The 14,835-nt window shown below is 39.1% G+C and carries 11 protein-coding genes; 5 read left to right on the forward strand and 6 right to left on the reverse strand.

Annotated elements, in window-relative coordinates; genetic code table 11:
* Positions 1 to 3 precede the first annotated feature (3 nt).
* Positions 4 to 1,749 (reverse strand): M61 family metallopeptidase, encoded by a 1,746-nt coding sequence (locus tag BGP15_RS21015; protein WP_286770681.1) that lies wholly within the window; start codon positions 1,747 to 1,749, stop codon positions 4 to 6.
* Between the two features lie 335 nt (positions 1,750 to 2,084).
* Between BGP15_RS21015 and BGP15_RS21020 the strand changes: the two genes are divergently transcribed.
* Together BGP15_RS21020 and BGP15_RS21025 are read left to right on the forward strand one after the other, a co-directional pair.
* Positions 2,085 to 2,951, forward strand: a complete 867-nt coding sequence (locus BGP15_RS21020) for an N-acetylglucosamine kinase (RefSeq protein WP_070566035.1) — start codon at positions 2,085 to 2,087, stop codon at positions 2,949 to 2,951.
* Between the two features lie 11 nt (positions 2,952 to 2,962).
* Positions 2,963 to 3,487, forward strand: coding sequence for a glutathione peroxidase (locus BGP15_RS21025; protein ID WP_070566033.1), 525 nt, complete (start codon positions 2,963 to 2,965; stop codon positions 3,485 to 3,487).
* Between the two features lie 169 nt (positions 3,488 to 3,656).
* On the opposite strand, the gene BGP15_RS21030 is transcribed toward BGP15_RS21025, so the two are convergent.
* Positions 3,657 to 4,910 carry a serine hydrolase domain-containing protein gene (locus BGP15_RS21030; RefSeq protein ID WP_286770682.1) on the reverse strand — a complete coding sequence of 418 codons (1,254 nt, stop codon included), beginning with the start codon at positions 4,908 to 4,910 and terminating at the stop codon, positions 3,657 to 3,659.
* A 108-nt stretch (positions 4,911 to 5,018) separates the two neighbouring features.
* On the opposite strand from BGP15_RS21030, the gene BGP15_RS21035 reads away from it, so the two are divergent.
* Positions 5,019 to 7,535 carry a TonB-dependent receptor gene (locus BGP15_RS21035; protein ID WP_115046824.1) on the forward strand — a complete coding sequence of 839 codons (2,517 nt, stop codon included), beginning with the start codon at positions 5,019 to 5,021 and terminating at the stop codon, positions 7,533 to 7,535.
* Positions 7,536 to 7,615: 80 nt separating this feature from the next.
* Here the strand turns inward: BGP15_RS21035 and BGP15_RS21040 are convergent, their stop codons facing one another.
* Positions 7,616 to 8,497 carry a LysR family transcriptional regulator gene (locus tag BGP15_RS21040; protein ID WP_070566027.1) on the reverse strand — a complete coding sequence of 294 codons (882 nt, stop codon included), beginning with the start codon at positions 8,495 to 8,497 and terminating at the stop codon, positions 7,616 to 7,618.
* Positions 8,498 to 8,662: 165 nt separating this feature from the next.
* Between BGP15_RS21040 and BGP15_RS21045 the strand changes: the two genes are divergently transcribed.
* The gene (locus BGP15_RS21045; RefSeq protein ID WP_046671831.1) at positions 8,663 to 9,376 is read left to right on the forward strand and encodes a class I SAM-dependent methyltransferase; all 714 of its coding nucleotides are present in this window, start codon (positions 8,663 to 8,665) and stop codon (positions 9,374 to 9,376) included.
* Positions 9,377 to 9,672: 296 nt separating this feature from the next.
* Here BGP15_RS21045 and BGP15_RS21050 read toward each other — a convergent pair whose 3' ends face one another.
* Genes BGP15_RS21050 through BGP15_RS21060 form a run of 3 tightly spaced genes read right to left on the reverse strand, consistent with a single transcriptional unit; the run spans position 9,673 to position 12,156 of the window.
* The gene (locus BGP15_RS21050; protein WP_286770683.1) at positions 9,673 to 10,128 is read right to left on the reverse strand and encodes an NUDIX domain-containing protein; all 456 of its coding nucleotides are present in this window, start codon (positions 10,126 to 10,128) and stop codon (positions 9,673 to 9,675) included.
* 38 nt (positions 10,129 to 10,166) lie between these two features.
* Positions 10,167 to 10,913, reverse strand: a complete 747-nt coding sequence (locus BGP15_RS21055; RefSeq protein WP_046671829.1) for a hypothetical protein — start codon at positions 10,911 to 10,913, stop codon at positions 10,167 to 10,169.
* Between the two features lie 52 nt (positions 10,914 to 10,965).
* Positions 10,966 to 12,156 (reverse strand): DEAD/DEAH box helicase, encoded by a 1,191-nt coding sequence (locus tag BGP15_RS21060; RefSeq protein WP_286770684.1) that lies wholly within the window; start codon positions 12,154 to 12,156, stop codon positions 10,966 to 10,968.
* Positions 12,157 to 12,383: 227 nt separating this feature from the next.
* On the opposite strand from BGP15_RS21060, the gene BGP15_RS21065 reads away from it, so the two are divergent.
* The gene (locus BGP15_RS21065) at positions 12,384 to 14,798 is read left to right on the forward strand and encodes an alpha-ketoacid dehydrogenase subunit alpha/beta (protein WP_070566023.1); all 2,415 of its coding nucleotides are present in this window, start codon (positions 12,384 to 12,386) and stop codon (positions 14,796 to 14,798) included.
* Positions 14,799 to 14,835 lie beyond the last annotated feature (37 nt).

The raw sequence follows: 14,835 nt of genomic DNA on the forward strand, positions 1-14,835 counted from the left end.
GTGTTATGCCATCCAGATTTTACCCAGCAATTCCTGTAAAAAGGTTTGTTCTTTGAGCGGACGGATTTCATATATCTTTTTATTGCTCTTTCTGATCTGAACAGGTATTTCACGCACTAAACCATCTCGTGCCACCAGGAAGTTTAATGTTTCCCCCTCTTTAGCATGTTGAACAATGAAATCAATTTCCTTGTCTTTCACGTCGAGCCTGTTATTATTAATTGCAATCAGTTCGTCTTTTACATTCAATCCGGCGCCATACGCACCAGAGCCTTTTTCCACTGTTGCTACCGAAATTAACCCATCCACTTTGTTGGTCGTAATGCCGAATGTCAATGTGTTGTTATCAATATTGGTATCCACAATTTCGTAACCAACGAGATTAAAATAATCGTTATAATCCAGTTCTCCGTCCTGATGGGCAGCATTGAAAATGTCGTCTAACGACGTGCCTGCGATGCGTTCAGCAAGGCTTCTCAATTCATTTTCTTCAAATCCGCGATCAAGTTTTAGGTAGAACTCCTCATAAGCCTCACGGATAACATCATCCAATTTTAGTCGACCTTCTGTAGCAGCGATAATTTTAATATCCAACAATGCTGTCAGCATTGCCCCCTTGTTGTAATAGGAAATTCCTGAATTCATCGAATTTTCATCAGGCCTATAATATTTAATCCAGGTATCGAAACTTGAGGCTGCGGCAGACTGTATCGCATGACCCGGTCGGTTCAGTACAATATTGAAATCGTTAGCTAGCAAAGCGAGGTACTCTTTTTCATCATAAAATCCACAGCGTTTAATAATTAAATTATCATAATATGAAGTGAATCCTTCCATGATCCAGAGGCCTGTGGTATAGTTCTCGCCATCGTAATTAAACGGTCCTAATGCTTTTGGACGTAAGCGCTTGACATTCCATAAGTGAAAATATTCATGTGCAACGAGACTCAAATAGTTTTTGTAGCTTGTCTCATTTAAATACGCATTCCTCGACGCTCCCAATACTGTTGAATTGAGATGTTCTAGGCCTCCACCTCCAGATTGGTAATTGTGGGTAATAATGACATATCGCTCATTGGGGTTCGAACCCCAGATGCGGGTTTCCTCTTCGACGATACGTGTGATATCTTTCGTCAGACGGTCTTTATCATAACTACCACCTCCGACCATGGCGCATTCATGCTCGACACCGGCAGCTTGGAATTTCCAGACATCTTGGTTACCCGCTTCGATGGGCGTATCGTATAATACGTCAAAATTTGGTGCATAAAACTTATGTTCTTCAATTTGTTCGAGTCCTGTTGATATACTTGCCCAAGAATCTTTTAGTGCTATGCTGACTGTTGAAGGACTGTCTATACGGCCATCGATATGAAAGAAAGTTGCCGTAGGCACAATAAAAGCATGATCACTATCGAAAAAGTTGGTACGCACAGAAACTTCAAAACCGTATACAGCGTAGATTACTTCGATTTGATCCAAAGATTCTGTGGGTATTCGCCAGGTATTTTTTGAAATTTTCTGATAGGAAATCGTATTTCCTGTTTTGTCAAATGATCGAAATCGTTCTACATTTTTAGCATATTCACGAATTAAATAAGATCCAGGAGACCAAACTGGCATTTTTAGATCGACATAAGGCTGGTTGAGCTTTGTGATGCTCATTTTTACTTCGATGTAATGAGCTTGTGCTTCTGAAAATGATACCTCAAAATGTATTTCGGGTATGTTGAAAGGGTCACTGTCCATGAAAGATGATTTTAGTATGAGCTTACAAAATTACAAGTATCGTACGCTTAACCAAACAAAAAAAAAGATTGTTGGTTCTACAATTATGAATCAGCTGCTTCCTGTCATCATTCTTTTAGTAGAAAAGAATGATGACAGGAAGCAGCTGATAGTATCCTCCAATATACATAAATTTATTTAAGAAATGAGGTATAATTCGATGGCAAAATTGCTGCTTTGGATAAAACGACGGTTTTAATTGGGCTGGGGAGATGAAGCAAAAAATCTGTTTTTTATCAGAATTTTTGCTAAGTTTGATACAGTAGTTTATAGGGGGAAAATAATCAAGAATTTGTATGATCTTAGTTGTTGATAGCGGCTCTTCAAAGTCGGATTGGAAGTTGGAATTGCCAGATAGTGCGCCTATCTCATTCAGTACAAATGGACTTAATCCTTTTTTTGTGAATGAAAAGGAAATCACACGTGTTATTAAGGAAATACCCGAAATTATTCCCTATGCCGATGAAGTTACTGAGTTGTATTTTTTTGGTGCGGGATGCATTACGCCCGATCGTCGGGAAATGGTTTCAAATGCATTGACACCCTTATTCGAAAACGCTTACATTTCTGTTGAGAACGATCTTTTTGGTAGTGCCTTAGCGACCTGTGGTAATAAAAAAGGTTATGTAGCGACATTGGGGACGGGGTCTGATTTGAGTTTTTTTGACGGGGAGGAGCTTATGCCCTCACATAATGGAAATGGCTACGTATTAGGTGATGAGGGGTCGGGGGCATATTTTGGAAAAAACCTGGTCAGGCTTTTTCTTTATGGCCGTATGCCGAAAGATCTGAACGAAAAATTTGCGAACAAATACAGAATCAATAAAGAGATTGTCATCAAAAATGTTTATCAAAAAGAACGTCCAAATGCTTTCTTAGCATCTTTTGCGCCGTTCATGTCCGATAATATTACCCATCCCTATATTATAGATCTGGTAAAGAGTGGATTTGAAGAATTTGTTCAAGCTTCAATTTTGACCTATCCCGACTATAATAAATATGCATGTCACTTTGTGGGTTCTATTGCGTATAGTTTTGATTTAATCTTGCGGGAAGTCTGTGAAGCACATCAGATACAGGTAGGGACCATTTTAAAATCTCCTATCAACGAGCTTTTTGATGCGGTATTGGAAAGAGAAAGTAATTCATTGTTAAGTCTTTAAAATAATTAAATATGATTATTGCAACTATTATGGTGTATATGTCAATGTTATTTGGCAATCCCAACTTTTATGATTTTAAGTTTACGACACTTGAAGGGCAAGAAGTGAAAATGTCCGATTTCAAGGGGAAGAAAATATTGATCGTGAATACAGCCTCGAAATGTGGTTTTACAAAACAGTACAAAGATCTGGAGGAATTGCACAAGACCTATGGCAATAAGCTCGTTATTATTGGCTTTCCGGCAAATAATTTTGGACAACAGGAACCGGGTTCAAATGCGCAGATTCAAGAGTTTTGTGAACAAAATTATGGTGTTGATTTTTTAATGGCCGAAAAGGTCGATGTAAAAGGAGATCAAATTTCACCCTTGTTTAAATATTTGACCGCTCAGGAGAACCCAGATTTTAAAGGTGATATCAAATGGAACTTTGAAAAGTTTTTGATTGATGAGAACGGCAAACTTGTCCATCGTTTCCGTTCTGCGACGAATCCGCTGGACCCTGCTATTGTAAACTGGGTGGAAAACAAGAAATAGTAAAAATAACAAAGTAAAAAAGCTGCAAAATCTGCAGCTTTTTTACTTTGTTATTGTCCAGTTGATCCGAAGGCTCCTGGTTTTGCCATAAACCGGGACAAGGCTCTATTTGATGGGTTTGGCTTTCGTTTATTTATTAAACTTTTGCCTATTTGATGTAAGCCGTTGCCTATTCAATGTAAGCATCGTACAGGGCGCTAATGCAGTCTTCAAGCAAAGGGTTGAAGTCATCGCTGTCGGGAATATTGCAGCCGTTTGTAATGACAATAAAGCCATATTTCTTTGCAGGGTTGAAAAATAGTGCACTATAAAGCCCGTAAGCCGAACCCGTATGGCCTGTCAAAGTAATCCCCGGTATAATTTTAGAATTATTCATCATAGCTAATCCATAGCCCGATTCCTTATTTACAGCGGTTTGCATAATCTTCGCATACTTTTTATCGATGATGTTTTTTCCCTTACTATGGCCGTAATTCATATGCATCATCATGTATTTAGCTAAATCTAAGGCAGATATTTTCATTCCACCTGTCGGAGAGAGCACAGGAGTGCTATAGCCCAAGATGTACTGATTGAGTTCCTCCCGACGTGGATTATAGGCACTGGGTTCTTCATGCGGTGTACCTTTAGCATCAAAGGAATATAAAGGAACAAATCTTCTTTGGTCCAAAGAGTCGATACAATAACCACCATATAGGTTGAGCGGTTTGAGGATATGGTTAACAATATAGCTGTCGACGCGTGTATTGGTCAGTTTCTCCAGAACAGCTCCTGCCATATTAAAATTGAGATTACAATATTGGTATTGTGTGCCGGGTTCATAAAGATTGTAGGAATCTTTCCAATTGGGGTTCTTGGATGGATTGATGACATCTAGGTTGAAGTAACCGTTTTTATCATTGATACTGGAGGTATGGGAAAGGATCATCCGGACGGTGATTTTTTTGCCTGGAAAATTCGGATTTCTGATTGGGAAACCTATCAAATCCCCGAAGTCGTCGTCGAGTTTGCATCGGCCATCCGCTATTAATTGCATCAATGATGTTGCGGTGAATGACTTTGAAATCGAAGCAATCCGAAAGAGGTCATTTTCTCCGAGAGGCGTTTTGGTTTCCAAGTTTTTGTAACCATAATTTTTGTGATACTCAATTTTATTGTTTTTGATGACGACCACACTGAGCCCTACGGCATTATACCGACGCATAATTTCTGTAAGATCATGATCAACCTGTGTGTGCTGGCCCAGCAAAACTGTGGGAACGAATAGAAAAATAAAGACGGCGAGTAGGAGCTTATACTTTCTCATTGGATTGATTAGTTGGGATGTTAGTTCTGGTATAAATGTAAGGAAATACTGATGAATAATAGAAATAGTTACAATGAATCCGTGCAGCATATCATAGTTGCTATACAGCTCAATCATGCTTTATTAGCTTAATAAACTATTTTTATTTAAAACTATTCTAAACAATAAAATTATATCGTATGTTTGCGCCGACAAATAATTTTTACGAACTCACAATTTATTAACATGAAAAGAACTTTTCTAGGACTTGTTTTAAGTCTAGGATTGGTAGGAGCAATTCATTTGGATGCATCGGCGCAAAGTAAGGGGATACATGGCCGTGTTAAAACCAAAGATGGTGCACCAATTGAATCGGCTACAGTAACCATAGTTTCTTTAGGTAGGTCTACTTCGACTTCAGGTGATGGAAGCTTCCATTTCTCTAATCTTCCGGATGGAACCTATACTATTCGGATCAAAAGTATCGGAAATGGAGTCGAGGAGCGTACTATAGAGGTTAAAAATGGAAAGGCGATGGCCGTGAATGTTGCTTTGAATATTTCTGAATCTCAATTGGAACAAGTGGAAGTCGTGGGCTACAACTCGCACAACAGCAAAACAGTGAATGTGGGTAAAGCAGGGATTATTGACCGGGATTTGCCGCAGAGTGTACAAATTATAAACGAACAGGTAATTGCGGATCAACAGGTTAATCGCCTGAGCGACGCGCTAAAAAATGCAAACGGTGTCGCGATGGGAGCGAACCGTGGTGGGGTCAACGAAAATTTTTACGCAAGGGGCTATAGCTTAGGCGGAAATAATATATTTAAGAATGGCGCGCGAACCAATAATGGAGGTTCGATTGAGGCGAGCACCTTAGAATCTGTCGAGATTTTAAAAGGAAGTTCTGCTTTGTTGTATGGCGGTGTATCTGGTGGGGCCGTTGTAAACCTAGTGACGAAAAAGCCTAAATTTTATTATGGAGGCGAAGCGTCAATGCGTGTAGGAAGTTATGACTTTTATAAACCAACAGTAGATGTGTATGGTCCAATCTCCAATAAAGTTGCATTCCGGGTTATCGGAACTTATGAAAAAGCGGGTAGCTTTAGGGATCAGGTCACATCAAAACGTACATATGTAAATCCTTCTGTTTTATATAAAATATCCGATAAAACTGATCTCAACTTTACATTCGATTACTTAAAAAGTGATTTTACGCCGGACTTTGGAATGGGGACCGTGGATGGTAAGTTGAATAATGAAGTTGGAAGAAACACTTTTATGAATGTGCCTTTTGCTTTCAACAGAACAAATACCTCAAACGGGCAGATCAATTTGAACCATAAGTTTAATGATTCATGGAATTTAAACGCAATAGCAAGTTACCAAACCTACGATCGTGATTACTATGGATCAGATCGGATTCAAGCGAATAAAAATGGAATTGCTCCACGGAATTTAACCCGATCCAAATCAAATGAGTTTACAGCCAATCAGCAATTGAATCTAACAGGAACTGTAAAAACAGGGGCGATCAAGCATAAGATCTTGGTGGGAGCAGATGCCGATCAGTCGCATTCAAATGCGTATGCCTATAAAATTGATGCATCTAAAAATGTGGGCGGTGTATACGATTCTATTTATGTCTTTAATCCCTCGCAAACTGCGCAGCATTTGGCTTCGGGAAATGGACTTCGGACAGATATGCCACAAGCGGATTTATTGACCAAAACAACGACGGATATCTTTCGTTATGGCGTATTTTTTCAGGACCTAATAGAAGTTACTGAACAATTTAAAGTGTTGGCTGGTATTCGCTACACGTATCAGCGTACACCTAATTCGGAAAAGTATACTTATGCGACGAATCAATCGGAAGAGATTATTAATCTAGATGGTCAAAAAAATCCGATTGGAGCAAAAGTGGATAAAGCATGGTCGCCTAAATTTGGATTGATCTATCAGCCGATCCGCTCATCAAGTGTCTATGTCACTTATGCAAATAACTTTACATCGAATTCGGGATATGATGTGAATTACCAACCGATGGCTCCCTCTATCATCGATCAGTATGAGGCCGGTGTGAAAAATGACTTTTTCAACGGTAGGTTATCCGCAAATGTTGCTTGGTATAGAATTAACAACAATCGCTTTGCCCAACAGTTATTGGTGCTTCCGAATGGAACAAGCAATAGCGATGCAAATATGAAAGAATTTTCTGGAAAGACGGCTTCAAGCGGATTGGAAGTTGATGTTACTGGAACCTTACTCCCAGGACTGAATGTAATTGCAGGTTATTCCTACAATTATATGCGTTATACCGAAACCAATCCGATTTCAAGTTATACAACCATCGTTGATGGTAAGGAGAAAGTGACTGAAATTTCTGGGAACGAAGAAAATGTACGTCTGGTAGGAACCACAGCACATACGGCTAATGGGACCGTGTTTTATACCATTCAAAATGGGACAGTTAAAGGACTGAAATTAGGTTTTTCCGCATTTTATACAGGTCGACGTAATGCAGGTTGGAATAATACTAAGATCAATGTACGCGATGGCCTCAATCGTCTGATCTCTGTTAGTCCATTTACGACCATAGATTTCTCCGCTGGTTATGCTTATAAAAACTGGAGTATTTTGGGTAAATTATCCAATATTACCAACGCGTTTAATTATTATATCCATGAAAACTATAGTGTGAATCCGATTCCACCGCGTAGTTTTATGGCAACGCTAGCGTATAAATTCGAGAAGAGGTAATATTGCTCTTCGATCCAAAAAAAAGGAGTCAGCAACATGCTGACTCCTTTTTTTATGCTGGAATTTCAATAGATGCCCCTTTAGGACGCATTGAAATCAATATACTCTTTCTGGATACAGGCTATAAATTCGCCTAATGCACTGTTTTTACTTTTTATATTAGAGACCAGGATCACTTCTGTTTTGCTATCCATATCTTCAAGCTTCATGATTTTTAGGTTTAAATGCGGGTATTGTTTGATGGTGGAATAGGGGACGACTGCCAGGCCCAACCCCTGTGCTACCAACTCAAGGATGGAAGACATCGAATTGCTCTGGTGTACAATCTTAGGTTCGAAGCCCATGCGATTACAGGTGTTAATAACAAGCCGGTGATATTCGGAGGCGTATTTCTGATTGAAAGAAATGAAACTTTCATTAAAAAAGTTGATCGCATTAAATTCCACCTGTGAAGGACCTACAATCACCATAGGGTCTTCGAAAAGAGGAGTGGTCAGCAATTCATTTGAATAAATTGGAGCGCGCATGATGCCTAGATCCAATTTTCCATTTTCCAACGCCAGCTTTTGCTTCTGTGTCGAAGTTTCAAAAAGACTAACCCTTAAGTATGGAAACTTTTGTTGAATTTGCTTCAATACTGTAGCAAGCATCTTTTTTGGTGTTGAACTGATATAGCCTAGTTTGAATTCTCCGGAGATATTGTTGTGAATCTGTTTGGTGATCGTTTTGCTGTGCTCTATGTTCTGCAGAATCTCTAACACTTCCTCCAAAAAGTATTTACCTGCTTCAGTTAGCTCGACACGTTTGTTGGTCCGGAAGAAAAGAATAACACCCAATTCGTCTTCTAGATCTTTAATCTGCCGGCTTAATGGGGGCTGGGACATAAATAAGCGTTCTGCTGCTCGGCCAAAATGAAGCTCTTCGGCTACTGTTTTGAAATAAATGAGATGTCGGATTTCCATCGATACTTTTTTGGTATGAATTGATGACAAAATAAATATTTTTAATGAATTCCAGTTAGTCCTACCTTTAAATTATTAAAAATTAATGGATGAAATGCCCGACGGACTGTAAGATACAGCTGTAGGGGGAATCTATCTGAACTTTAGAGCATAGACAATTTAGAGATGAACAAAGCTACACTACAGGAGATTGAAACACGGTTTGACAATGATGTCGAACGGTTCTCAAATTTAGAAACAGGTCAAGCAACCACATTGGATGCGGTATGGAATATGGAGCTTATTACGGATGCCATTGTCAGTCTTTATCCAAACGCTCAAAATATATTGGACATTGGATGTGGGGCTGGCAATTACGACGTAAAACTATTGCAAAAATTGGAGTCTAATCCAAATGTTAGTCTGTTGGACCTGAGCCAGCCCATGTTAAATAGGGCAAAGGAACGCGTTGGAAAATTGACCAACGGAGAAATTCATTTGATTAAAGGCGACTTTCGTACTGCTGCTTTGGAAGAAGACAAATTTGATGTCATCATCGCAACATCCGTTTTACATCATCTTCGAGATGATAAAGATTGGGAAAATGCGTTTGGCAAGCTGTTCCGCTTATTGAGAACCGGGGGAAGTGTGTGGATTTTTGATTTGATTGAGCAAAATAATGAACAGCTTCAAAAATTAATTTATAGAGAAAAATATGGTGAATACTTAACTAGCCTGAAGGATGAACAGTACCGTGATCATGTTTTTGACTATATTGAACACGAGGATACACCAAGATCGCTGATTTATCAACTCAACTTATTGACACAAGTTGGCTTTAAAAATGTTGATGTTTTACATAAAAACCTTTGTTTTGCTTCTTATATGGGATTCAAATAGGGGCTGGAAAAAAGTGTAAAATAAATAAGGCGATACGGGGAGTATCGCCATAAAATCACACTAACTATTAAAAAACCTATAGGACTAGGAATTTACAAATTCAATAAACCAATGTATGTCTCATCCCACGCTCCTCTACTTTTATTCCTCGTCACATGCGAGATGTCAAATAAATAATAAAATGTAATTATTAAGGTCAATACTTTAAAAAAATCAAGTATTTCCATTGGTTTACGTAAAGATATGTCTTTATTTTTTAAATACAAATAAAAATGATGAAAATTGAAAAATTATTATTATTTGACCGTTTTTAAGAATTCTTCCCAGGCGATCTGATCTGTTTTGAAGGTCAAATCTTCCGTTAACACCGATTCAATCGGTACCCATCGAAAAGACTGAAGCTTATTATCTTCAGGTTTCTGATCAGGATCGAAGTCAAAGGCTTTGTTAGTCGTTCTGATCTGAATAGCTGAGGTATTCTTGACCTGATAGTAAATCGATATGATTTGGCTATCGTTAAAACTTGATTTCTCATAAAAGTCTGTGGTGTAAATATGTTTAACCACAGCAATGTCAAAAGCACATTCTTCCTGATACTCCCGGATCAAAGCATCCAATAAGCCTTCCCCGTATTCTAAGCCCCCACCAGGGAATTTGGTAAATGAAACATTTTCCGTTCTTTCGTCGCTGATCAATACCTCTTGATTTTCATTGATCAATATTCCGTACACTCTTACGTTAAATGGAAACATGGATTAATTATGTTTGTATATATTTTAGTTTCTGTCTTTTACAGTGGCATAAAACCATTGTCTACTGCAAATTCATCCAATCCGATATAAGAATAATGTCTCGGAAGAAACCAGCCAATTGCTTCCATGATGTTGGTGAATTCTTTTTCAGTCCTGAATTGGTTCGCAGCGATATTGAATGCCAAATCTTGTGAAGCATTTTCTTCATCTTTATAATTACGCGCAATGAGCATCACCTTTGCATTCTTTACGCCATAATAATCTAAAAATTCACGTAATTGGTTGCGGACAGCCTGTGGAAGAATGGTCTCGGCAGGTTGCCCCACCAATATTTCTTCATCTTGACCGATAATCGTTTGTTCATTTTTCTTTGAGAAAACACTATCATCTGTATAAAACTCTCCGTTTAAAAAGTAGTTAACCAAGTCGCCGTAGGTGAATACCCAGTCGGGGTTTTCATTTTGTGTATTGATAGCAATACCAAAACCTTTTGGCAACACGTAATCCTTCAGCCGATTTTTAATGACAAAGGCCTGAAAGTTCTGATCTTTCGGAACACTTTCGAGTTGAAAATAGGGGAACCCATCAGGACCAACAACCACTTCTGTTTCTGCTAATTTTAAGGTGCATTCAGCAATATTAGCCAGAAAAATATCACGCCACTCTTCATCCCGCTCTTCAAAGGGAACTTCCATCAGGCTATTTATTATAATCGTTTTTTCCAGGTCTCCCAAACGATTATCATTCGCATTGTTGCTATCGTCAAATAAATGTATTGTACTCATCTCGGATTGTGATTTTTTGATTTGCTGGTAAAAGTAAAAGAATATTTATTAATTAACGACGTTTTCTTGATTTCGAACCGCCTTTTCGTTGATTGTTTTGGCTGCTAGAACGCATTTTCTCCCAGCTCAATAAATAAGGATGTTGATCGTCAATTTTAATTTGCCGTTTTAAGGATAACTGTAATTTTATCCACTTTTCATTGTCCTCCGCATCGCAAAAGGTAAATGCTTTTCCCTCTGCTTCCGAACGACCTGTTCGACCGATTCGATGCGTATAGAGCTCGGCGGAATCCGGAATTTCGTAGTTGATGATAGCTTCTAGGTTCGGAAAATCTACCCCTCGAGCCAAAAGGTCCGTCGCAATTAATACACGTACCTCTTTTTGTCTGAATTTAGTAATAATCTCTTCTCGTTTTTGCTGCGCTATATCGCCATATAATGCCGAGCAAGAAATGCCATTTCGATCTAAATCTGTTGCGATGCGTTCGACAGCATGAACTGTTCGCGTGAAAACGATTACTTGCTGTGCAATACGGTTTTCAAGGAGATAACGCAGAAGGGTCTTTTTATCATTTTTATCAACATAGAGGACAGATTCTTCTATTTGACCCTTTTTGGCCGTTGTTTCTAGGTTGATCTCAACAGGGGTACTTAATCTTTTTCGAACAATTTTTTCGATTTCAGGGGTTTTCGTAGCTGAACTGAAAATGGTTTGTCTCTCAGCAGGCAATGTGCTGATGATTTTATTGATTTCTTTCGTGAAACCGAGATCTAACAATTGATCGAATTCATCGATCACCAGGATATCTATCGTTTTTAGATCGATAATGCCTTGTTCAATAAAATCCAGCAAACGTCCTGGAGTCGCAAGGACCATCTGGGCTTTCGGATAAACGTCGAGTTGACTTTCATAAGTTCCGCCACCATAGAAGCTGGCGATAGTCAACTCCATTCCATCGATAAGCCCCGATATGCGCTGTTTGGTCTGTATACAAAGTTCCCGTGTAGGAAGGAGTATAAGGACCGATAAGTGATCTGGGGTAATCTTGGTTCTTAAGCGCTGAATAATAGGGACGGCGAAAGCCTCCGTTTTTCCCGTGCCGGTTGGGGCAATCGCCAAACAGTCTCTACCTTCTAAAATGGCGGGGATAGCTATTTCTTGAATAGGTGTAAGCGAAGAAAGCTTTTGTTTTTCAAGATTAGCGATAAGGATTTTATCGAGTTTAAGTGCTGAAAAATTCAAAATAATGAATGTAAAACCCAAAAATAAAAATTAAAAAGGACAATGGTGTTTTTGCCTGCTGATTGGAATTAAAAATCTGTAAAAATTAGGATTTTTTGTCAAAAAGTACTAATTTGAGAAATTAGAATATTCTATTTCAAATCTGAATTATTGATTATCAATTTATTTGATAAACACCAATTATATAGAATAATATTTTTGTTAAATTTGTTGAAACAAAAAAGAATATGTTTGATACTGCATTTGACCAAAACAATGAATCTATTTCCACTTTGAGCTTTGACGAGTTCAAAAAGATTATTGTGAATGATTATCGAACTGCCTTAGAAAGTCGTTACGTGAGTTTATTGGGACGTAAAGAAGTGCTTACAGGTAAGGCTAAGTTTGGTATTTTTGGCGATGGAAAAGAATTGGCACAAATCGCGATGGCTAAAGTTTTCAGAAATGGGGACTGGCGGTCGGGATATTACCGTGACCAAACATTTATATTTGCTTCTGGCATCAGTGATGTCTATCATTTTTTCTCTCAATTATATGCCCATCCCGATGTTGAGGCAGATCCTTCTTCTGCAGGAAGGCAAATGAACTGCCATTTTGCCACGCGTGTTGTGGACGACCAAGGTAACTGGTTGGATCAAATGGTTCAGAAAAACTCGTTTTCAGATATTTCGACCACTGGCGGTCAGATGGCAAGATTGCTGGGCTTGGGCCTGGCTTCTAAGTTGTATAAGCAGAATAGAAATTTAGACTATCTATCTTATTTTTCAAATAAAGGAAATGAAGTTGCATTCTGCACTATCGGAAATGCTGCTACTTCTGAAGGCGTATTTTTTGAAGTCATTAACGCCGTAGGTGTTCACCAGATTCCAACAGTGATTTCTATCTGGGATGATGGGTATGGGATATCTGTGCCTAATGAAATTCAAACAACAAAAGGAGATATCTCCGAAGTCCTCAAAGGTTTTCAGAAGGAAGACCTAACAAACGGGATCGAGATATTCAAAGTGAGGGGATGGGATTATGCGGGTTTATGTGAAACCTACGAGCAGGCCGCCCAAATTGCTCGCGAAAAACATATTCCATGTCTGATTCATGTGACCGAATTGACGCAGCCTCAAGGACACTCTTCTTCAGGTTCACACGAACGGTATAAATCGCAAGAAAGATTGCAATGGGAAACTGATTTCGATTGTATCGCGAAAATGAAAGAATGGATCGTAAGTTCTGGTATTGCTACCACAGAAGAATTGGATCAATTGGATCAACATGCTAAAGACCATGTTCGTCAAGAACAAAAACGAGCTTGGGCCGATTATATTAAAACATTGAGCATCGAAGCTCGGGAAGCTATTGATTTACTTCAGGGTATTCCAAATGAGCGGGCTGATTTTGCGTCAAAGAAATTGCAATCGATGGTTGAGCCTTCTTTGAAAGAAGTTTATGGCCAGGTTCGCAAGGTGTTGCACGAGCTTAAAGGTCAGCATAGCGATGGGCGCCAGCAATTATTAAATTGGTACAAAGAGAAGCAGGAGCTGAATGAGAAACGTTATAATTCAAAATTATTTACAGATGGTGTAGATTCACCTGCTCACGTGACGGTCGTACCTGCAGTCTACAGTGAAGAAGCTAAAGTGGTCGACGGACGTGAGGTCTTGAATCTATGTTTTGAAGAGAACTTCCGGCGTGACGAACGATTATTGGCGTTTGGAGAGGATGTCGGTAAGATTGGAGATGTGAATCAAGGTTTTGCAGGTTTACAAGAAAAGCTGGGTGTGCATCGTGTATTTGATACCGGTATTCGGGAGAATTCAATTATAGGAAAAGGACTAGGTTTGGCAATCCGTGGACTTCGCCCAATTGCTGAGATCCAATACCTGGATTACCTAATCTATGGTATTACAGTAGCAAGTGATGATTTGGCAAGTTTAAGTTATCGCACCTTTGCAGGTCAGAAAGCACCATTAATTATTCGTACACGTGGCCATCGATTGGAAGGTATATGGCATTCCGGATCGCCCATGTCAGTAATTTTAGGATCTTTGAGAGGTCTGCATGTATGTGTGCCGCGTAATATGACCCAGGCAGCAGGTATGTACAATACCTTGTTCCGCTCTGACGAACCTGCTATCGTTGTCGAATGTCTGAATGGGTATCGTCTAAAAGAGCGTCTACCAGAAAACGTTGGTGAATTTACTGTGCCAATCGGTTATGCCGAATGTGTTAAAGAGGGGCGGGATATCACGGTGGTATCCTATGGGTCAACTTTACGTGTTGTTGAAGAAGCGGCCGTGGAATTGGAACGTTTGGGGATATTCATCGAAATTATTGATGCACAAACATTGCAGCCTTTTGACAAAGGAAAACTTTGTGCTGAATCGCTGAAGAAAACAAATAAACTACTTATTGTGGATGAGGATGTGCCCGGTGGGGCCTCAGCTTTCATCTTGCAAGAGATATTAGAGAAGCAAAATGGCTACTATCTATTGGATAGTCAGCCGAGGACACTGACTGCAAAAGCACATCGTCCGCCATATGGCTCAGATGGGGATTATTTCTCGAAGCCATCTTCTGATGATGTTGTCGAGACAGTGTATGCAATTATGCATGAAGCTAATCCAGAAAAATATCCATCTATGTTTTAGTAGATGGATATCTTTTTGCTTTACTAAGCTAAATATT

Origin of the sequence: Sphingobacterium sp. 40-24, from assembly GCF_001899705.1 — a bacterium.
GTDB classification, from domain to species: Bacteria; Bacteroidota; Bacteroidia; order Sphingobacteriales; family Sphingobacteriaceae; genus Sphingobacterium; species Sphingobacterium multivorum.

Excerpts from the sequence above, each read along its gene's own strand:
- BGP15_RS21055 (WP_046671829.1), bottom strand. The coding sequence starts at position 10,913 with ATGAGTACAATACATTTATTTGACGATAGCAACAATGCGAATGATAAT.
- BGP15_RS21015 (WP_286770681.1), bottom strand. The coding sequence starts at position 1,749 with ATGGACAGTGACCCTTTCAACATACCCGAAATACATTTTGAGGTATCA.
- BGP15_RS21020 (WP_070566035.1), top strand. The coding sequence starts at position 2,085 with ATGATCTTAGTTGTTGATAGCGGCTCTTCAAAGTCGGATTGGAAGTTG.
- BGP15_RS21035 (WP_115046824.1), top strand. The coding sequence starts at position 5,019 with ATGAAAAGAACTTTTCTAGGACTTGTTTTAAGTCTAGGATTGGTAGGA.
- BGP15_RS21040 (WP_070566027.1), bottom strand. The coding sequence starts at position 8,497 with ATGGAAATCCGACATCTCATTTATTTCAAAACAGTAGCCGAAGAGCTT.
- BGP15_RS21030 (WP_286770682.1), bottom strand. The coding sequence starts at position 4,910 with ATGATTGAGCTGTATAGCAACTATGATATGCTGCACGGATTCATTGTA.
- BGP15_RS21050 (WP_286770683.1), bottom strand. The coding sequence starts at position 10,128 with ATGTTTCCATTTAACGTAAGAGTGTACGGAATATTGATCAATGAAAAT.
- BGP15_RS21045 (WP_046671831.1), top strand. The coding sequence starts at position 8,663 with ATGAACAAAGCTACACTACAGGAGATTGAAACACGGTTTGACAATGAT.
- BGP15_RS21065 (WP_070566023.1), top strand. The coding sequence starts at position 12,384 with ATGTTTGATACTGCATTTGACCAAAACAATGAATCTATTTCCACTTTG.
- BGP15_RS21025 (WP_070566033.1), top strand. The coding sequence starts at position 2,963 with ATGATTATTGCAACTATTATGGTGTATATGTCAATGTTATTTGGCAAT.